Source organism: Gracilibacillus salitolerans (assembly GCF_009650095.1).
Classification (GTDB): Bacteria; Bacillota; Bacilli; order Bacillales; family Amphibacillaceae; genus Gracilibacillus; species Gracilibacillus salitolerans.
The window spans coordinates 2,035,162-2,054,673 of sequence record NZ_CP045915.1 but is presented as its reverse complement, the minus strand read 5'-3'; the positions used below and the strand labels follow the sequence as shown (position 1 = coordinate 2,054,673).

Annotated in this window: 25 protein-coding genes; 7 read left to right on the top strand and 18 right to left on the bottom strand. The window is 36.1% G+C overall.

Translation table 11 applies throughout. The annotated features are described in order from the left end of the window. Window positions 1–51: 51 nt before the first annotated feature. Together GI584_RS09515 and GI584_RS09510 are read right to left on the bottom strand one after the other, a co-directional pair. Window positions 52–222 (bottom strand): hypothetical protein, encoded by a 171-nt coding sequence (locus GI584_RS09515; RefSeq protein WP_153791086.1) that lies wholly within the window; start codon window positions 220–222, stop codon window positions 52–54. Between the two features lie 87 nt (window positions 223–309). After that, entirely contained in the window at window positions 310–573 is a 264-nt protein-coding gene (locus GI584_RS09510) for a phosphocarrier protein HPr (protein WP_058306856.1), read from the bottom strand. A gap of 240 nt (window positions 574–813) precedes the next feature. On the opposite strand from GI584_RS09510, the gene deoD reads away from it, so the two are divergent. Both deoD and GI584_RS09500 read left to right on the top strand, forming a co-directional pair. Next, window positions 814–1,521: a purine-nucleoside phosphorylase gene (gene deoD, locus GI584_RS09505; RefSeq protein WP_153791085.1), complete on the top strand. Its 708-nt coding sequence runs from the start codon at window positions 814–816 to the stop codon at window positions 1,519–1,521. Between the two features lie 209 nt (window positions 1,522–1,730). Continuing rightward, a complete protein-coding gene (locus GI584_RS09500; RefSeq protein ID WP_100360907.1) occupies window positions 1,731–2,204 on the top strand; it encodes a divergent PAP2 family protein in 474 nt (157 codons plus the stop codon). Between the two features lie 190 nt (window positions 2,205–2,394). Here GI584_RS09500 and GI584_RS09495 read toward each other — a convergent pair whose 3' ends face one another. From GI584_RS09495 to GI584_RS09485, 3 genes are all read right to left on the bottom strand, one after another. Next, on the bottom strand, window positions 2,395–3,078 hold the full coding sequence (locus tag GI584_RS09495) for a 3D domain-containing protein (protein ID WP_153791084.1): 684 nt from the start codon (window positions 3,076–3,078) through the stop codon (window positions 2,395–2,397). Between the two features lie 66 nt (window positions 3,079–3,144). Continuing rightward, window positions 3,145–3,456 carry a YuiB family protein gene (locus GI584_RS09490; RefSeq protein ID WP_100360909.1) on the bottom strand — a complete coding sequence of 104 codons (312 nt, stop codon included), beginning with the start codon at window positions 3,454–3,456 and terminating at the stop codon, window positions 3,145–3,147. Window positions 3,457–3,706: 250 nt separating this feature from the next. Beyond that, the gene (locus tag GI584_RS09485; protein WP_100360910.1) at window positions 3,707–4,924 is read right to left on the bottom strand and encodes an NAD(P)/FAD-dependent oxidoreductase; all 1,218 of its coding nucleotides are present in this window, start codon (window positions 4,922–4,924) and stop codon (window positions 3,707–3,709) included. 283 nt (window positions 4,925–5,207) lie between these two features. Between GI584_RS09485 and GI584_RS09480 the strand changes: the two genes are divergently transcribed. Beyond that, a complete protein-coding gene (locus GI584_RS09480; RefSeq protein WP_153791083.1) occupies window positions 5,208–6,191 on the top strand; it encodes an NAD(P)/FAD-dependent oxidoreductase in 984 nt (327 codons plus the stop codon). Window positions 6,192–6,393: 202 nt separating this feature from the next. Beyond that, window positions 6,394–7,556 (top strand): IS3 family transposase gene (locus GI584_RS09475; RefSeq protein WP_153791082.1). Its coding sequence is split into 2 segments (ribosomal slippage): window positions 6,394–6,670 and window positions 6,670–7,556, totalling 1,164 coding nucleotides; the frame shifts between segments, so codons are not numbered across the junction. A 59-nt stretch (window positions 7,557–7,615) separates the two neighbouring features. On the opposite strand, the gene GI584_RS09470 is transcribed toward GI584_RS09475, so the two are convergent. The 3 genes from GI584_RS09470 to GI584_RS09460 form a co-directional block, all read right to left on the bottom strand. Beyond that, complete coding sequence (locus tag GI584_RS09470; protein WP_100360912.1) at window positions 7,616–7,975, bottom strand: HesB/IscA family protein; 360 nt, start codon at window positions 7,973–7,975, stop codon at window positions 7,616–7,618. Between the two features lie 95 nt (window positions 7,976–8,070). Continuing rightward, window positions 8,071–8,925 (bottom strand): diaminopimelate epimerase, encoded by an 855-nt coding sequence (dapF, locus tag GI584_RS09465; protein ID WP_100360913.1) that lies wholly within the window; start codon window positions 8,923–8,925, stop codon window positions 8,071–8,073. An 18-nt stretch (window positions 8,926–8,943) separates the two neighbouring features. Continuing rightward, entirely contained in the window at window positions 8,944–9,192 is a 249-nt protein-coding gene (locus GI584_RS09460) for a DUF1450 domain-containing protein (RefSeq protein WP_407647401.1), read from the bottom strand. A 190-nt stretch (window positions 9,193–9,382) separates the two neighbouring features. Between GI584_RS09460 and GI584_RS09455 the strand changes: the two genes are divergently transcribed. Continuing rightward, complete coding sequence (locus GI584_RS09455; RefSeq protein ID WP_018930821.1) at window positions 9,383–9,613, top strand: NifU family protein; 231 nt, start codon at window positions 9,383–9,385, stop codon at window positions 9,611–9,613. A gap of 424 nt (window positions 9,614–10,037) precedes the next feature. Here GI584_RS09455 and thrB read toward each other — a convergent pair whose 3' ends face one another. From thrB to GI584_RS09435, 4 genes are all read right to left on the bottom strand, one after another. Then, complete coding sequence (gene thrB / locus GI584_RS09450) at window positions 10,038–10,943, bottom strand: homoserine kinase (protein WP_100360915.1); 906 nt, start codon at window positions 10,941–10,943, stop codon at window positions 10,038–10,040. Beyond that, window positions 10,940–12,001, bottom strand: a complete 1,062-nt coding sequence (gene thrC, locus GI584_RS09445) for a threonine synthase (RefSeq protein WP_153791080.1) — start codon at window positions 11,999–12,001, stop codon at window positions 10,940–10,942. The genes thrB and thrC overlap by 4 nt, the downstream gene beginning before the upstream one ends. A 5-nt stretch (window positions 12,002–12,006) precedes the next feature. Next, window positions 12,007–13,299 (bottom strand): homoserine dehydrogenase, encoded by a 1,293-nt coding sequence (locus tag GI584_RS09440; RefSeq protein WP_100360917.1) that lies wholly within the window; start codon window positions 13,297–13,299, stop codon window positions 12,007–12,009. Window positions 13,300–13,455: 156 nt separating this feature from the next. After that, window positions 13,456–14,427: a protein kinase family protein gene (locus GI584_RS09435; protein ID WP_100360918.1), complete on the bottom strand. Its 972-nt coding sequence runs from the start codon at window positions 14,425–14,427 to the stop codon at window positions 13,456–13,458. Window positions 14,428–14,508: 81 nt separating this feature from the next. Here GI584_RS09435 and GI584_RS09430 point away from each other — a divergent pair, with 81 nt between their 5' ends. Next, window positions 14,509–15,021, top strand: a complete 513-nt coding sequence (locus tag GI584_RS09430; RefSeq protein ID WP_100360919.1) for a phosphatidylglycerophosphatase A family protein — start codon at window positions 14,509–14,511, stop codon at window positions 15,019–15,021. Window positions 15,022–15,071: 50 nt separating this feature from the next. On the opposite strand, the gene GI584_RS09425 is transcribed toward GI584_RS09430, so the two are convergent. Both GI584_RS09425 and mobA read right to left on the bottom strand, forming a co-directional pair. Then, window positions 15,072–15,488, bottom strand: coding sequence for a YbaN family protein (locus tag GI584_RS09425; protein WP_153791079.1), 417 nt, complete (start codon window positions 15,486–15,488; stop codon window positions 15,072–15,074). Window positions 15,489–15,502: 14 nt separating this feature from the next. Then, window positions 15,503–16,084: a molybdenum cofactor guanylyltransferase gene (gene mobA, locus GI584_RS09420; protein ID WP_153791078.1), complete on the bottom strand. Its 582-nt coding sequence runs from the start codon at window positions 16,082–16,084 to the stop codon at window positions 15,503–15,505. A 248-nt stretch (window positions 16,085–16,332) separates the two neighbouring features. Here mobA and GI584_RS09415 point away from each other — a divergent pair, with 248 nt between their 5' ends. Continuing rightward, a complete protein-coding gene (locus GI584_RS09415) occupies window positions 16,333–17,061 on the top strand; it encodes a Crp/Fnr family transcriptional regulator (protein WP_100360922.1) in 729 nt (242 codons plus the stop codon). 19 nt (window positions 17,062–17,080) lie between these two features. Here GI584_RS09415 and mobB read toward each other — a convergent pair whose 3' ends face one another. The 4 genes from mobB to GI584_RS09395 are packed head-to-tail and all read right to left on the bottom strand — an operon-like array spanning window position 17,081 to window position 19,505. Next, window positions 17,081–17,557: a molybdopterin-guanine dinucleotide biosynthesis protein B gene (gene mobB / locus GI584_RS09410; RefSeq protein ID WP_100360923.1), complete on the bottom strand. Its 477-nt coding sequence runs from the start codon at window positions 17,555–17,557 to the stop codon at window positions 17,081–17,083. A 1-nt stretch (window position 17,558) separates the two neighbouring features. After that, entirely contained in the window at window positions 17,559–17,792 is a 234-nt protein-coding gene (gene moaD, locus GI584_RS09405) for a molybdopterin converting factor subunit 1 (RefSeq protein WP_100360924.1), read from the bottom strand. Further along, window positions 17,785–18,261, bottom strand: a complete 477-nt coding sequence (locus tag GI584_RS09400) for a molybdenum cofactor biosynthesis protein MoaE (RefSeq protein ID WP_153791076.1) — start codon at window positions 18,259–18,261, stop codon at window positions 17,785–17,787. Before GI584_RS09400 ends, moaD begins: the two co-directional genes overlap by 8 nt. Window positions 18,262–18,263: 2 nt before the next feature. Continuing rightward, complete coding sequence (locus GI584_RS09395; RefSeq protein WP_153791075.1) at window positions 18,264–19,505, bottom strand: molybdopterin molybdotransferase MoeA; 1,242 nt, start codon at window positions 19,503–19,505, stop codon at window positions 18,264–18,266. Between the last annotated feature and the right edge of the window lie 7 nt (window positions 19,506–19,512).

Here is a 19,512-nt window from a genome sequence, read left to right as displayed (position 1 = left end):
CTCCTCTTCACTTATCCATTAGCTATTATGGACAACGAGAAGTAAACTTAATCAATCTTTTAAATCGTCGTATTTTTTTTTCCATTTCTCTTCTTCTTTTTGGGATGCTTTCTTAATAAAATACATCGCTAAAACAGCACCAATGACAAATACCAGCAAACTAATGACAGCTGGAATATATAACGATTTATCTTCTGGGAAATAAAGAAATTCCATCATCATGCATCACTTCCCTTTTATAAGAATTACTAATTAAGATCTTATTATAACATAAAAAAAAGCTAGTATTAATAACTAGCTTTTTTTACTTTATTTTCCTAAATGTTCTTCAATGGTTTCTGCAATTCCTTCTAGAGCTTGATCTTCATCATTACCATCAACGGTAATACGAATTTCTGCTCCTTTAGGTACACCTAGTGACATAACACCCATGATGGATTTTAAATTTACTGTCTTACCATTATAATGTAATTCCACATGTGATTCATATTGCCCAGCTTTATTTACTAATAAAGTTGCTGGTCGTGCGTGAATACCCGTGTCACTTTGAATAGTAAAAGATTGTTCTTTCATAACCATAACTCCTCCTCATCACTCGTTCATCTTTCAAGAGTCAACTAATTGCCCAAACTTGTGAAATGACTAACTAAAACTATTATATACGATAAAAGCTAATTAAGAAACTAAAAAAAGAAAAAATTCCATAATCCATGAAAAGGATACCATTTCATGTCGAAAGGGTTCCATTTGTATTTCGATTTTCATTATGATATTTTCTAATTATAACATCTTGCCTAAAAGGAGGGCTTATACATGAGTGTACATATTGGAGCAAAAAAAGGTGAAATCGCAGATACGATCTTACTTCCTGGAGATCCATTACGCGCTAAATATATAGCAAAAAATTTCTTAGAAAACGTAACCTGTTATAATGAAGTTCGTGGGATGTATGGTTTTACAGGCACGTATAAAGGGAAAGACATCTCTGTACAAGGTACCGGGATGGGCGTACCATCTATTTCAATCTATGTGAACGAATTAATTCAAAGCTATGATGTGCAAAATTTAATACGCGTCGGAACTTGTGGAGCAATTCAAAAAGATGTAAAGGTAGGAGATGTAATTCTTGCAAGTACATCTTCAACAGATTCACAAATGAACAGAATGGTATTTGGTGGTATTGATTACGCACCGACAGCTAATTTCGATTTACTGAAAAAAGCATATGACACAGGTATAGATAAAGGACTTTCTCTAAGAGTCGGGAATGTATTTACCAGCGATAGCTTTTACCGTGATAATATGAAGGAATTGTTAGAATTGCTTGATCAATATAATGTGTTAGCTATTGAAATGGAGTCAACTGCATTATATACATTAGCAGCTAAATTCAACCGTAATGCGTTGTCCGTTCTAACTGTTTCCGATCATATTATTACAGGAGAAGAAACAACTGCAGAGGAACGTCAAACAACATTTAACGACATGATTGAAGTATCACTGGATGCTGCAATTAAATAAGCACAAAAAGATGAGATCGCACGTTCGTTCTCGTCTTTTTATTAAAACCGTGTAAATTGATGGGTAATCAATACTAAAGAGGTATAAGCTATGCTATAATGGTAAAGAAAATGGTCGGTAGATACATATAAAAAGTCGTATACTACTCATTTATCATTACATCATTGGATACCGAGATATCCACCTAAGAGACAGAGAGGATGTTCTAATTGGAGCTTTTCGAAAATTTCCCACTTTGGGCAGCTTTGATTGCGATTACTTTTGCCCAAATCATTAAAGTTCCCTTACATTTTATCGCTACAAAGGAATTTAAACCTGGCTTAACATTTAGTACAGGCGGGATGCCGAGTAGTCATTCTGCTGCCGTTACAGCTGTTACTACTGGAATTGGGATTGAACACGGTGTCTCATCAGGTCTATTTGCTGTATCTTGTGTGCTAGCCATTATTATTATGTTTGATGCAACTGGTATTCGCAGACAAGCTGGTGAACAAGCCATTTTGTTAAACATGCTAGTGAAAGATTTCCACCATTTTGTCTCCGAGGCAAAGGGATGGTCTAAAAAAGGGGAATATGAGAAACAAAAAGAGTTAAAAGAACTTCTCGGGCATCAGCCGATTGAAGTGTTCTTCGGTGGATTAACTGGAGTCTTTTTGGCATTCTTACTGTATTCTCTGTTTTAATTTCGGTGTTAACACTCGACGCCAGCCCAAACGGCTGTTTTTATAATACTTCTTTTGATACATAGTCAAACAAAAAGAAAGGCAATAACTATTATTGCGCTTAGTTTCGTCTTTTTACAACAGTTGTTATTATAACTATTAATCGAAACAAAAGGAGTGAGCTGATTACTTGGCCCACTCCTTCATTTTATTATTCTGCTTTATACTGATGTCGGAATACTTGCAATGATTCTGTATTATTTAAAGAAACCAATACTTCTTCCGTTAATTGTCCAGTTCCATATTCAATCACATATACATCTACTGCTTTTTTCCCCCATTTTTCGTACACATCGTTCACTGTCGGGTAGTATAAGTCTATTTTATTTCCTTTGATTGCTCCACCCTTATCAGCTACAATACCATATCCATAATCAGGAATATATAATATTGTACCAATAGGAAAAACATTTAAATCTGCGGCAATGGTGGAATACAAATCTCGGGTAACTTTTACCCCAGAATATGTCACTCCATAAGCAGGATGGTCTGGTGTTTTTCCAGTAGATTCCACTCCTGCTGTATAACCTGTTGCTACGACATTATGTTTCTCATATTGATCTAAATCTAACGTTTCTTCTAGAGTGGATGGCCCAGTTATTTCTTCACTTGAAATATAGGTAACACGATTATTACGATGCTTGACAAACTTCTTTTTGGCTACAATTTCTCGATCTTGCTGATAACCTATATCAAGTGAATCATTTGATTCATCTGCTAAGCTACTAAATACTTCTTGTGCTGTTACATTAGATACCATAGTGAAACTAGACATCAGGGCCCCCGACAGTAGAGTAATCATCAATAGAGTTTTTGAAATTTTCCATAAAAACATAAAAGATCACACCTCTCTAGGTGTAATCTTTTCCACTAACAACAAGAAATATACATTTGCTTCGTATTAGAACATTTGATAGCCATTTTTTCTAAGAAACTTAATCACTATTCCGGCAACGATTGTGCCGATAAATCCAGATGACAAAATAATCGCATCTTGCACACTTAATGTGATCAATTCATTCCAGAGTGTAGTGAATGCATATCCAGGATCAGTGAAATATGTAGAAAAAGGAAAAGTATCAACAATAAACATAACAATAATCGGAAAAACAAATGCCATTAACCATGTTTGACGTAAGATCATGTTAAGAATAAAGCTAATTCCAAAAAATAAAACAAAAAATAAAAGAACAGAGATAAAAAGTTGAATCATTCGAATACTCCTCTTCGATCATATCAAAATCAAGAACTCTTCTTATTTTATACTGCTAAGTAAACTTGTGCAATAAAGTTCATTTATTTGTAATAAATATAATGCCTCTTCCACCTACTTGTTGCATTTTACCATCATAGTGTATACATATATATACTTGCCCTAGGGGAATGCTATATTCTGAGCTTCCACTATGATGCTACTAGCATTTAAAAAGCAGAGGATAAGCCCTCTGCTTTTGTTTGTGATATTAAAAGATGTTAAATTTACCTTTTTTCAATACTAATCCAACACCGCCGATTTTGAATAGTGCACGGTTATCGATGACTTTTTTCATGAAAGAGGCAGTCCAACCGAAGATCTTCTTGCCGCCAAAAATAGATCCCATTGCATCTTTATCACCAAGTGAACATACAGTTCCTCGGTTAATAAATTCAAACGGTTCTAACTCGCCACCTTTTACAAGAGCGATTAAATTATGTGCACAAACTTCTGCTTCTTGCATAGCAATTTGAGCAGTTGGTGGATATGGACGATCAATTTCTTTATTCCAAACTAGAGCACAATCACCAACTACAAATACATCTTCATGAGTTGGCGCACGTAGTTCTGGTGTTACTTCCACTTTACCACGATTATCTTCTAATGTAGATTCTTCCACTAAGTGGTTAGCTCGTACACCAGCAGCCCAAACTGTAGTCATAGTTGGAATATCTTCTTTTTCACCATTTTGTTCTACAGTGATCCCATCAACACGTACTTCTTTTAAGAATGCACCAAGCTTAAATTCCACTCCACGTGCTTCCAATGAGTTCATTGCATATTCGATCAACTCTGGATCAAATCCTGGCATGATCGTGTCCATTGCCTCAACTACTATAACACGTACTTTACTGCGATCAATGTCATATTCTTTACACAGTTCCGGAATACGGTTTGCTAATTCGCCTACAAATTCAATTCCGGTGAAGCCGCCACCGCCAACAACAATATTTAATCGTTCTTCCTTAGGTTCTGCTTCATTATTATACATAGCAAATTGATAATCAATGTGTTCACGGATCTGACGCGCTTTATTAATACTTCCAATTGTAAGTGCATTTTCTAATAAACCAGGAATTCCAAATGTAGCAGCTTCAAAACCTAAAGCAACTACTAGATAGTCATACTCCAGTACTTCACCATCTTGTAATTCAACTTTTTTCTCATCAGGTTTAATTGCTGTTACCGTATCTTGCACAAAATTTACCTTCGCTGAGTTAATAAGGTCAGATATTTTGACACGGCTACGGTCGTGATGTAATGTACCTGCTGCAGCTTCATGTAACCACGTTGATTCATAGTGGTAATCATTCTTGTTTACAAGCGTAATGTGTGCGTCATTAACACCTAACTTTTTTTGTAGCTTGGCTACTGTCGTTAACCCCCCATAGCCAGCTCCCAAAACGACAATTTTCGGTCTCTTCATCTTTCTCACATCCATTTAAGTATTTTTTTTGTAATTATTCGTGATGTATTTCACGTACTATCACGTAATAATACATATGTCTTAATAATTAGTCCATAGTATATGTTAGACCTTTTTACGACATTTTTCAACCCTTGATTTTAATTTTGTGAATTTTTTTAACCTTTCTTTATTTATTTGGCGGATTTTACAAATGTTTCCGTACAGGTATATAAAAATGACATGATAGATACTATTATGTTAAAATATAAGGCATTGATGTAAGCATGAGGGGGAATCTAATATGTCAAAGGAAGTTTATGATATAACCATTATCGGGGCTGGCCCCGTTGGATTATTTACAGCTTTTTATGGTGGCTTAAGACAATCTTCTGTGAAAATCATCGAGAGTTTACCTCAAATCGGTGGGCAGCTCAGCGCATTATATCCAGAAAAATATATTTATGATATTGCTGGCTTTCCAAAGGTTCGTGCACAAGAACTCGTCGATAACTTGAAAGAACAAACGGATTTATTTAAACCCGAAATAGTCTTAAATCAATCCGTTGAACGTGTAGAGCGTTTAGATGATGAGACACTCAGAATTACAACACCCACAGAGGAACATTACTCCAAAGTTATCATTATAACTGGAGGAAATGGTGCTTTTCAACCACGAAAATTAACTATAAATAATGCAGAACAGTTTGAAGATAAAAACCTTCACTATTTCGTTGATAATATGGATAAATTCCGTGATCAACGTGTCGTATTATTTGGCGGTGGTGATTCTGCCGTAGACTGGGCTTTAATGTTAGAACCAATTGCAAAAGAAGTAACATTAGTCCACCGACGTGATAATTTCCGTGCACATGAGGCAAGTGTCGAGAACTTAATGAATTCTAATGTGAATATTTTAACACCTTACGTACCAGAAAGTCTGATTGGACAAGATCAGATTGATCAAGTCCGATTAAAAGAAGTGAAAGGTGACAATGAAGTCGTGTTAGATGTAGATCATGTTCTAGTTAATTACGGGTTTATTTCTTCTTTAGGACCCATTAAAAATTGGGGATTGGAAATTGACAAGAACAGTATTGTAGTCAATTCAAAAATGGAAACCAATGTCCCTGGCATTTATGCTGCTGGTGATATTTGTACGTACCCTGGTAAAGTTAACTTGATTGCTGCTGGGTTTGGCGAAGGACCAACTGCAGTTAACAATGCTAAAGCGTATATGGATCCAAAAGCAAGAATTCAACCGAAGCATTCAACAAGTATGTTTTAAAATATATGGTGAGACTTCTATCAGTTGGGGTTTTTGTCCGATTAGCACCGTGATAAAAATGGAAAGTCCCTATTTTCTTATTCTTAGAGCTGGACATAAAAAAGCATCGAGCAAATATAGAGTGACCCAATAATATGAGACAGGAAAAAACACCCCCAGAGTCGTATAAATTATTTATCGACATTTGGAGGTGTTTTTTGTTATGGGGAAGAAGGTGGTTTATCCTGAAGAAATCAAAAGAGAAGTAATACGCTTAAAACTATCTGGGGAACTAACGAATAAAGAGATTATGGAGAAGTTTGGTATTAAAAATAAGACACAAATCAATACTTGGATGAGATGGTATAGGAATGGCGAGGAGCACAGGTTAGCTCAACCAATTGGAAAACAATATGCATTCGGTAAAGGACCTGATGATGATAGTGAAATAAGTCAGTTAAGAAAAAAAGTGAAGTATTATGAAATGCGAGATGAATTGTCGGGAAAGTACCAAGAAATCGAAAGGAAGTGGTTCCAGAAGTATTCGTCGAAGTTGTAGAAGCTTATAAAGAACAATACACAATTACTACTATTTGTGAATGTTTCGAGATTCCAAAGTCAACTTATTATCGCTGGAAAAAGAGAGTTTCAGCTGAATTGCCTCTTCTACATCAGTTGGTTATAGATATTTGTCAAAGCCTTTCATTTAGAGTAGGACATCGAAACGTAAGAGGGATTCTCCAAAATGACCATAAGATAAAAGTAAATCGAAAGACCGTACAAAAGATCATGCAAAAATATAACCTTCAGTGTCAAGTCAAAGTGAAAAGAAGGGTTTATATTGCTGGGGAAAGCAAGTTTGTCGTCCCAAACCTTCTTAAACAGGATTTCAAGGCTGATCGCCCTAATCAAAAGTGGGTTACTGATATTACTTACTTACCATATGGAGAGAAAATGCTTTATTTATCAACCATTATGGACTTATATAATAACGAAATCATAGCCTATAAAGTTAGTGACACACAAGAGGTTAAGCTTGTTTTAGATACACTAGAAGCTGCATGTAAAGGCAGAGAGACGTATGAAGTTATCTTACACAGTGATCAAGGAGCTCAATACACCTCTTACGACTTTCAAGAGCTGGCTAAAGAAAAAGGCATTACCACAAGCATGTCCCGAAAAGGAAACTGCTTTGATAATGCCGTAATCGAATCCTTCCACTCCTCGCTAAAGTCGGAAGAATTCAACACTCAAAATAGAGTGCACCTTACAAACTCTATTGTACTAGAAAAAGTGGAATCTTACATGTATTATTACAACTATATACGACCGTTTACAAAACTAAACTGCCACAGTCCTGTTGAATTCAGGACTATGGTAGCATAGGTGTTTTTTCTTGTCCCGTTTTACTGGGTCAGTTCAAATAAGCCCGATGCTTTTTTAATTTAGCAATTTTCTGGTGTTCCTTCTCTTTCCTTCGCTTTAAAGGAAGAACCACAGCCACATGATACAACGGCATTCGGATTATCAATCGTGAATCCCCCACCCATCATGTTTTGTTTGAAATCGACGGTTGTTCCTTCGATCACATCAATATCAAACTTCTTGATCGTTAACGGAATACCGTTTGACTCTTCAGTATGATCTAATTCTTCATTCACATCATAATCAAATCCAAGTGAATAAGAAAGACCACTACATCCGCCACCTTTGACACCAAAACGAAGACGTACAGTTTCTGCGTCCTCTTCTTTCATCATTTCTTCTATTTGATGCTTTGCATTATCGGTAATATTAATAACCATAGAAAAAAAACTCCTTTTTCTAAGTATTTTTAATACTTATTGTATGACCAAGTATACAAACTCAACCATTGTAATTCAATATTTCTGCTTGATAATTAATCCATAAAAAATGTTCCTTCAATGGTTGTTTCTGCTTTTCCACGCATCCAGACACGACCATCCTCTGCCCATGTAATATATAAATCTCCACCCGCTAAATGAACAGTAATTTCTTTTCCTTTTTCTAATTTACCATTCAAAACGGATGCCACAACAGAAGCACATGCTCCTGTACCACATGCCTGTGTTACACCTGATCCGCGTTCCCATACCCGAAAATGAATTTCTTGGTCATTCACTTGTTCAATAAATTCTACATTGACACTTTCCGGAAAACGTTGATCTTTTTCAATGACTGGTCCTAATGTCGTTAGAGGTGCTTTATTAATATCATCCACGAAGAAAACAGCATGAGGATTTCCCATCGATATAGTGGTAACCTCAAGATTATCACCTTGGACTTCAAACGGTTCAGCTACTACCTGATCCAGATCCTCACCAAGCATAGGGATCTCCGAACGTTTTAATATAGGCACGCCCATATCCACCGTTACTTCATTTACTTGTATCTGATCTCCATGTATTTCTGCACTGACATTTCCTGCTTTTGTTTCGATTGTAAACTGTTTTGAGTCTACTAACTGATGTTCAAAAGCAAACTTTGCCACACAACGTAAGCCGTTACCACAGTTCTTTCCTTCTGAGCCATCTTTATTAAAAATACGCATGCCAACATCTGCACTTTCGGTAGGATGGATCAAAATCATACCATCTGAGCCGATTCCAGTATCTTTATCAGCAACAGCTTTTGCCAAATCCGCCAGAATTTTTTCTTCTATTGGAAAATCAAATACATTGATAAAAATATAACTATTTCCCAATCCATGCATTTTAGTAAAAGGTATTTTCATCTCTTTATTTCCCCTTCATTATAACTGATCGATTAATTCATTATCGATATAATCATTAATATTATCTAATAGTTCATCTGGTGTATCTGCTTTTATCGGTTTGCCATTCACTATTGCTACATGATACCTTCGGCAAATGCCACAATAACTTGTACACCCATATTCTGCTACATCCATATCTGGATCTTTTAATAATTTTTGACGAACTTGCTCAGTGCCTTTTGCCAAGTTTTTTACACAAAAGCCAACTCTTATTCTTATCATCATTATATCACACCTCAGTATATCTTAAGGTTCATCTACCTAATATATTTTTAACACACTTTTATTTACAAATAAATGAATAAAAGATAAAATAATATTGAAAATGTTTATCATTCGTATGACAAATAACATAGATTTTTAATTCAACAACCTTTATAATAGAGTAGTGGTGAGGAAAGGAGAGTTTCCATTCATGGAAGAACAATCAGCTCAAGTACAAGAAGTATTAAATAAATTACGTCCATTTTTATTACGTGATGGTGGCGATGTGGAATTAGTCGACGTTGAAGATGGGATCGTTCGCTTACGTTTGATGGGCGCTTGTGGTAACTGCCCAAGCTCCACAATTACTCTCAAAGCAGGTATCGAGCGTGCATTAATGGCAGAAGTACCTGGCGTCACAGAAATTGAACAAGTATTTTAATAACAAAATGCAAAAGGGAAACGACTCTTCGATGAGAAACGTTTCCCTTTTTTAATGTGCTTTTCTTTTATACTTTTATAAGAAGGTATATGGTTCATAAAATTGGTTTATAGAACAAAGCTTTGCTAAATCCTATAAGATTTGTTGTTTATCTCAATTTATTCAACAAATCTTTGCTCTCGCCTTGAAGATTTGTCGTTTATCTCAATTTATTCAACAAATCTTTGCTCTCGCCTTGAAGATTTGTCGTTTATCCCGATTTATTCAACAAATCTTTGCTTGCTCTTTGAAGATTTGTCGTTTATCTCGGCTTTTTTCTAGATACAATTCAGATGACGGAAATTGTTAAATTTAAAAAAGATAAACCCGATTTTACTGAGGGTTTATCTTTTTAACTACCTGATAGAAAAAGTAATTTGCACTGTTATTTAATTTCTTCACGAATTTTTTCGACGGTTGATCCATAATTTTCTACTTGTAGTGGGAGCAATTGATAATCTGGGTAGTCTGCTTTCCATTGTTTGACCAACGAAAATACTTTTTTATCATCGACAACTGCAATCATCGTTGGTCCCGCTCCACTTAGAAAGACACCATAAGCATCTTCATTTAGATAGTAATAAAGCTCATCATAATGTGGAATAAGTGCTTTTCGATATGGCTGGTGGAAATGATCTTTTTCCATCATTTCACCTAATGTTTCCCAATCGCCTTTGCAAATAGCTGCCACACTTACATTCGCTACACTACTGGCCTGCACACTTTCTTTAAATGTAAATTGATTCGGTAATACGGCACGAGCATCCTTTGTTTTTAATTCAAAACTTGGAATCATGGCTACAAAAGTAACACCTTTCACCGGAATTTGCGTGTATGACACTTTGCCATCGTAATGACCGATCACACATCCACCTAAAAGAGATGGCGCTACATTGTCCGGATGCCCTTCAATATCTGTCGCAATTTGAAGTTTATCATCATCAGATAATTTCAAGTCCAATAACATATTAGCTAATTCAATACCTGCAATAATAGCTGTTGCACTACTCCCTAATCCTCTGGCAAGCGGGATCTCGCTCTTCATGTCAACACGGCAAGCAGGCAATTGACCAGCTAGCCCAAATTTTTCTGCAACCTGTTCTGCAATCTCATATACTAAATTGTCTTTACCAGTTGGAATTCCTTCCAAACATTCTGAACCAGCTACAAACTCCCATTGATCTGCTTCTGTTACTTGTAAGTCTAAATATAAGTTCAGCGCTAAACCGATCGAGTCAAAACCCGCACCTAAATTGGAAGTACTCGATGGTACTTTAATGGACCAACTCATGCCCTGACACTACCTAAAATTTTATTGATGATTACTTCTTCTTCATTTGGCAATACGGTTGGTTTTACATCACTATAATTAATTGCTGTATCTGGGTCTTTTAAGCCATTACCAGTTAATACTGTAACAACTGTCGACCCTTCTTCTACTTTTCCTTCTTTTAATTTTTTCAATAAACCTGCTATAGATGCACAAGATGCTGGTTCAGCAAATACTCCTTCATTTTGGGCAATCCATTGATATGCTTCGATCATTTCTTCGTCTGTAATTTCATCGATTTGACCATTGGATTCATCACGAGCGTTTACCGCACCTTGCCAGCTTGCAGGATTACCGATACGAATAGCTGTACCTACTGTTTCCGGATTTTCGAATACACGATCATGTACAATCGCTGCCGCACCACTTGCTTCAAATCCCATCATTTTCGGTAAACCTGTTTGTTTCTTTTCATTATATTCTTTAAATCCTTTCCAGTATGCCGTGATGTTTCCTGCGTTACCTACAGGGATAAATAAGTAATCAGGTGCTTTACCTAGTTCATCACAAACTTCAAATGCTGCTGTTTTTTGACCTTCGATACGGTAAGGATTAACAGAGTTCACTAAAGCAACTTCACCTGATTCTGCTAATTTACGTACATAGCGCAATGCATCATCAAAATTACCATCAATAGCGTAAATTTCAGCGCCATACATAACTGCTTGTGCCAGTTTACCTTGTGCAATTTTCCCATCTGGAATAACTACAATACATTTTAACCCTGCTCTGGCAGCAAAGGCAGCCGCAGAAGCTGATGTATTACCTGTTGAAGCACAGATAACTGCTTTCGCACCCTCTTCTACAGCTTTTGCCATAGCCATAACCATACCACGGTCTTTGAATGAACCTGTTGGATTTAAACCATCAAATTTAGCATATGCATTTATCCCATATTTTTCGGATAATTTTTCTAATTTATATAATGGAGTATTCCCTTCATATAAAGTTAGCATTGGAGTTTTTTTAGTAATTGGTAATAATTCTTGATACTCTTTCAACAGTCCCTGCCATGCCATAACAATTAATCCTCCCCATCGACGCGATAACAACTGATTATTTCATTAACAACGTCTAATCCTTTTAGATTTTCTCTACTGTTCAATAATTGCTGTTTACTGATTTTGTGTGTAACCATTACAATTTCCGCCATCTTCTCGTTATCAGAAGGTAATTGCAAGATCTTTTGGAAGCTTACTTTTTCATTCGTAAACACATTAGTTATGTTTTGGAATGTGCCAGCTTCATCATCTACTTCCATACGAATGAAATATTGCATATACTTTTCATCATTTTCTTTTAATTGTTTCTCATATTGCGGGATAATGTATTCATTTCCTGTAATACCAAGACGGATATTTTTCACTACATCCATTAAATCTGAGACAACGGCTGTTGCAGTTGGCATGCTTCCTGCCCCTGGTCCGTAGAACATCGTTTCCCCTACTGCCTCACCATAGACATATACGGCATTAAATTCATTTTTTACTAATGCCAATGGATGATCTTTTGGTAAAAGGGTTGGCTCAACGCTTACTTCTACTTTTCCATTATGGATCGATGCAATCCCTATCAATTTAATAGTATACCCTAAACTTGTCGCAAAAGTAATGTCTTCTTGGGAAATTGTTCGAATTCCTGTAACTTCCACATCATCCAACCCAATTTCCATTTTAAATGCCAGATTCGCAAGCAATGTCATTTTTCGCGCTGCGTCTAATCCATCAACATCAGACGTAGGATCTGCCTCGGCAAATCCTAACTCTTGCGCCTCTTTTAAAACTGGTTCAAATGCTAATTCCTCGTCCGTCATTTTAGTTAGAATATAGTTGGTCGTCCCATTAACAATTCCCATAATTTTTTGAATGCGGTCAGATGCCAGTCCCTCCGTTAGGGAACGGATAATCGGTATACCTCCGGCTACACTGGCATCATATAAAATATCACAATTATTTTCTTTTGCTAATCGTAATAATTTCTGTCCATGAACAGCCATTAAATCTTTATTAGCTGTGACAATATGTTTTTTATTTCGGATTGCTTTTTCTAATAAAAGATTGGTATCCTCTATTCCACCCATCACTTCAATAATAATATCGAGTTCCGGGTTACTTACTAATTCTTCTGGGTTATCCGTTAACCATTCTGGTTGGATTACAACATCACGTTTCTTTTTGATATCATTGACCAAAATTTTTTTTATTTGAATTTCACTACCGACTTTATATTTTATTTCATCAGCGTGGCTTTGTAACAGTTTGACAACTCCTGTTCCAACTGTACCCAGGCCACATAAACCAACGTTAACTTGATTCATATAGACGTCCTCCCTTTGTTTGCGATACGTGTACATTTGTTTATATATAGTGGACATTATACATGTGAATGCTATCTTTATCAAGACACAATTGTCTAAAAATTAAAAAAAATGCACCCCATCTTCCCAAATGGAGATGCATCGATAGATTATCTTCTACACATCTAATAGCCAATCTAATTGTATACTATTTATTTCTCTTTCATCAATGCCTATCTGATAAAAAAATGTTCGTAAATTTTCTTCATATACCGATTGATTTTCGACCAATTCTTCTATATCAGAATAATGATTGGATGTTTGGCGAAATTGATCCATGAAATCTAATAAATGAATAGGAAAAATCAATCGTGCATATAATAGTTTCCATCCAAATGCTGATATAGACATATTGGATATATAACCTTGTAAAAGTTGTTGACATTCCTGAGAAGACAACCCATTCGGTGTTAGCATGTACTGTCGCAATTTCTCTGCAATATCACGTACTGGGTGATCATACACAAATCGATCACTCCAAATAAATACATCATTCATATCACTTTTATATCGTCCAAAAGTAATCGATGGCTGGTCACTTTCGTTAAATTGGGATTCTTGTTCAACAATATGCATGTATTGAATTGCATTTTCTGCTAATCCAATAATATAGGGAAACATGTTAACAAATCCTCGAATAAAGGGAGATGCAGGCCGTTGTTGATATAATTGCTTATATAGTGCCTCATACTGATCTATCTTAGAAATCCATAGCTCTTTCCATTTCCCATAGCTGTTCATCGCACTTGGCTGATATGGATAGCCAAAACCTGTTTGATGAAAACTGGATAGCTTAATGGCTTCTTCCCGTTTATCTTCTGCGTATATCGCATAACACAACAAATATTTCTCTTTACCAATTGACGTAAGAAATTGATTGTGTACATTTGGTATCGGACATGTAACATTCGTCCATCCTTGTTGATGATAATGAGTAGCAATCGTATATAATTCAAGGGCAACCCTTTCTGTTATTGAAGTAGGAATAATAAAATAATAATAGGATTGATCCGCAAATGTTAAGTATGGTTTGTCAGAGACTTGTTTAGTAGGCACCTGAATTGGGTAGTGTAAGAATATAGGATGCAATATATTTTCCCCCTTTAATGTTTATATATTAAACTATATGTATACCATGAAATGAAAATGATGAATATAGGATGTGATCAAATGGCAAAGGAACGAAAACAAACTGAACTAGAACAAAAAGCTAGACAATGGTTAACAGAACGAGGTGTGAAATTAGATGATATAGCGGAATTAGTCTATTTTTTACAAAATAAATATCAGGATGAATTAACTTTAGAGCATTGCTATGAAAATGTAGACAGGGTACTAAGGAAGCGTGAAGTGCAAAATGCGGTTATTACCGGTATTCAGCTTGATGTTTTAGCGGAAGAAAATAAATTAGAGTCCCCTCTTCAGGAAATCTTGGACACGGATGAGAGCTTGTACGGTATTGATGAAGTCATTGCATTGTCGATAGTCAACGTGTATGGATCGATTGGGTTCACGAATTACGGGTACATTGACAAACAAAAACCAGGTATCTTGGAGAAATTAAACGATAAATCTCAAGGCTGTCATACCTTTTTAGATGATATCGTAGGCGCAATCGCAGCCGCAGCATCATCACGATTAGCACACAGTGCAGCCAATGAACAATCCATAGACGATGAATAAAAAGGTATACCTCTTTTTCGATGTATAATCGAAAGGAGGTATACCTTTTTTCACGTTCTTTCACAATCAGGTTGCATTATTTCTGTACATTTATTTTTTTCTTTTAAAAGAGGAGAGGTAAAAATAAATAATGTCACCACTACAGCAATCCCCAGCATAAAGATCCTTACGAGAAATAACGGTATAACCACAAGCGTAAATAATACACTTATCCATACAATGGAAACAGCAAAAACTTTTATCCGGATCGGTACACCTTTTCCACTCTTATAATCTGCTAAATAATGACCAAAGTATTTATTTGTCACAAGCCACTTATGCAGGCGAGGAGATGATTTACCATAACAAAAACCTGCTAATAGCACTAATGGAGTGGTTGGCAAGATTGGGACTATGATGCCAATCAATCCAATAACAAGACTGAGACTACCTCCTATTATCCATAGTGACCTTTTGAAATTCCACATTTTGCTCACTCCATTTAATCTCTTAAATACCGTTGATATTCTTCCTGCGTGTTAACATTGATAAAATATTTCTCATCTTCAGCGGAAAAATCGACATATCGTACAGTTAACCTGCCTAACAATTGATGCATCGACCTCTTTTTAGCTAATAATTGTTGTTCCATCACTTGAATCGTACCTAGTTTATACAAGGCAATTAACGGCTGCATTCTACCATTTACTCGAGGAACAATAGCATCTACGTTATCATCTATATAGCTGATTAATTTCTTTAAAATAGGTGGCTCCATTAATGGTGTATCGACTGGTAAGACGAGATACCAACTAGCTGTACTGTCAGTCATTGCAGAATAAATCCCGGCTAACGGTCCCTGTCCTTTAAATCGTTCAAGGTCAGTTCTTACTTTAATGTTTTCGAAGTCTTGTGGTACAGAGTGATTATCACGCATCACTAAATAAGTGTTATCAACACAAGCTAACATTACTTTCAATGCATTCTCGTAAAATAAATTTCCCTTATAGGAAGCAAATGCTTTATCCTCTTTAAACCTGGATGATTTACCACCATTTAACACGATACCCGATATTATTTCCACCGAAACTACACCTCTCGTTCACTTCTTCACAAAATAGTCAAAATTCTTTCACGAAATTGTTTTTATTTTCTATAATTATTTACTTGTAATCATGCTACAATGATAGTAAATAGTTAAGAAAAGCGCAAGTGCCCGTTTGAAAAACAATGCACGTCGAAAAATCACCTAGTTTCTGGGCATGGAGTTGGACAATAATTTATAGTCAAAAAATGCGTCTTACTATTATCTGGTAAATGGAGGGCTCTAACATGCAATCTGCTCAACAATTAACTGCAAGGCATCGACAACATCAAGATCAAATCTCTCAAGAATTACGGCAATTGCTGGAATCAATCAGTCACACAAAAAAAACGAGAAAAGATACGTTTTTGTTTCAAGAAGGTATGGACGCCCATGAAATTTTCATCTTAAAATCAGGATTAATTCAAGTCGAAAAGTTAACAGCAGACGGCAAAGAATTAACGTTACGACTCTGTAAATCGAATGATATGATTGGTGAGCTAACACTGTTTAGTGATGATCCTAAATATTTATTAAGTGCTCGAGTTATTAACTCAGGTGAAGTATTAGTCATTAACCGAGAACAATTAGAAGAGTCCCTCATTGATAATGGTAAATTAACGTTTGAATTTATGCGTTGGGTGAGCAACCATATGCGCATTTTTCAATCAAAAATTCGCGACCTGCTTTTAAATGGGAAAAAAGGTGCTTTATACAGTACTTTAATTCGTTTAACCAATAGTTATGGAATCAAAACAAACGAAGGTATTTTAATTGAAATGGCCTTAACAAACCAGCAACTTGCAAATTTCTGCGCTACGACAAGGGAAAGTGTCAACCGGATGCTCAGTGAGCTTAGAAAACTCGATATCGTTGACGTGAAAAAAACTGGACATATTATCGTCAAAGATATCCAATTTTTACGTGATGAAATAGGTTGTGAAAACTGTCCCATCGAAGTTTGTAATATAGACTAAACGTTCACCTTTCTTTGTGTTAAAGGAAGGTTTTTATCTTTTCAAATTCGAAATCATCCCAGCTGGTTTCCACCTCATTAAATAATTGCTCAGCATTTTCCCTGTACACATACTTCACATTTTCTACTTCTTCTAATAGTGGATCCTTTGCATTCTTCAGCATAACAATTTTGGGTAAAGGAATCTGCTTGTATCCTTCCATAATCACAATGTCGATATCCAGTGATTGATATAATAACAACAGTGTTTTTAATGGCAGTTTATTTTTATCAGCAGTAATTAAAAGCTGATTCTCCCCTATAACCGTTGTCAACTTTGCACCACTTTCAAAATGCTGATAACTGTCTGTTTCTTGTATTTGATCTGGTTCACCGCCATGACCATGATGCTTAATGGTAGCTACTTGATAATCTTTACTCATTAAGTATTCAATCCATCGTGAAATAAAAGTTGTCTTTCCACTATTTTTATAACCTACCACTTGTACAACATACATCTTAACCACCGCTAACCGGCGGAATAATCGCCACTATGTCACCTGGTTGAATCACGTCACCCTCTAATGCATAAGATTCATTAACTGCAACCATCGATTCTTCTATCTGACTCAAATGGAATTGAGTTTGCAATGTTTGTTTGATTTCCTTTACAGTTATTTCTTTTATATCTAAAAGGATTTTATCTTTACCAGCTTCTTCTTGTAACTGAGCAAATAATAATACTTCAATCATTGTCTTCATCCTTTATATCTGGTTTCCCTGTGGGATATGGAACATTTTCCTGTTGGTCACCGATCCATCCTTCCCCATCTTCCCATTGTTCCTTCTTCCAAATCGGAACTATCTGTTTAATTCGTTCAATCGCATATTCATTCGCTTGATATGCCGGTTTACGGTGCGGGGAGGAAACGGCAATCACCACGGCAATTTCTGAGATATCAAGGGAACCAATCCGGTGTGTAATAGCCACTTTTGTATCAGGCCATTTTTGATTGATTTCCCCTCCGATTTGAGCAAGCATCTTTTCAGCCATCGGTTTATATGCCTGATACTCGAGATATACCGTCTTTTTTTCACCCGTGATTTCGCGAACTGTACCGATAAAGGTAGTAATCGCACCAGCATTACGATCTTCTACTTTTTCGATTAATGATTCGACGGAAATAGGATCTTCTACAATTTCAAACAAGTTGTCTCTCATGCTCATTCTCCTAACAAATGAATCGTTACTTGATCACCTTTTTTATAACCTTCTGTGCCACCAGGTAATTGAATGAAACAGTTCGCCTTCGCTAAACTATGCACCATATTTGATTTGTCTTTACCTGCTGGTTCTGTAACTAGCAGACCATTTTTAATTTCGTAACGGCCTCGAATAAAACGATCGAATGGATTTGTTTTTAAAAAATCAACTGCTAATGTTGCTTGTTCTTGCTGCATCCCTATGGTTTCTTTTGCTAAAAAGTAATCAATAATTGGTCTTGTAAACAGTTCAAACCCGACATAACATGCCGAAGGGTTACCAGATAACCCATATAGTAACGTATCATTAATAGTTGCAACTGTCGTGACACTGCCAGGACGCATCGCCACTTTATTAAATAAAACATCAGCACCTAATTCTTGATAAATCTCTGGCAATAAATCAAAATCACCTACAGATACACCACCAGTTGTAATTAAAAAATCAACTTCCTGCATCACTTTTGAAATCTTTTTAAGGCTTTCCGCTAAATTATCAGGTAGAGAGCCATAATATTTTGGTATTGCTCCTGCTCTTTGTAATTGACCTATCATCATATAGGCATTACTATTACGTATCTTCCCTGGTTCCAGCGGCTGATCTACTTCCACCAATTCACTTCCTGTTGCAATCACACCGATCACAGGCTTTTTAGATACAGGTACTTGTGCATAACCGAATGTTGCAAGTAAGGCAATGATTCCAGGGTTTATCACTGTTCCTTTCTTCACTAATGCTGTCCCTTTAGTAACATCTTCTCCTTGAAACGAAATATTTTGATGATGCTGAAGGGCTTTCTTAATCGATACAAACGATTTTCCGTCTTCTTCAAAAGCGGTAGTATCTTCCAACATTATAATGGCATCAGCACCATCTGGAATCGGGGCACCTGTCATAATACGAACCGCTTGGCTGTTTTCTATCTTTTTATGGTAGACACTGCCGGCACCAATATGTCCGACAACCTCTAATATTTTTGGGGTTTTCTCCATGACTTCTGCTGTATCCTCTGAACGTAGGGCATATCCATCATAAGGAGACCGATCAAATAACGGCACATCATGATCCGCTATTAAATCTTCTGCTAATACACGATTATGCGCATTTGTTATTGCCGTGTATTCCGTTTCACCTTTTTTATAATACGTTGTAACTCGTTTAATTGCTTCTAAAACCGGAATCGGATTACGTTCATTTAACATAGAGCAT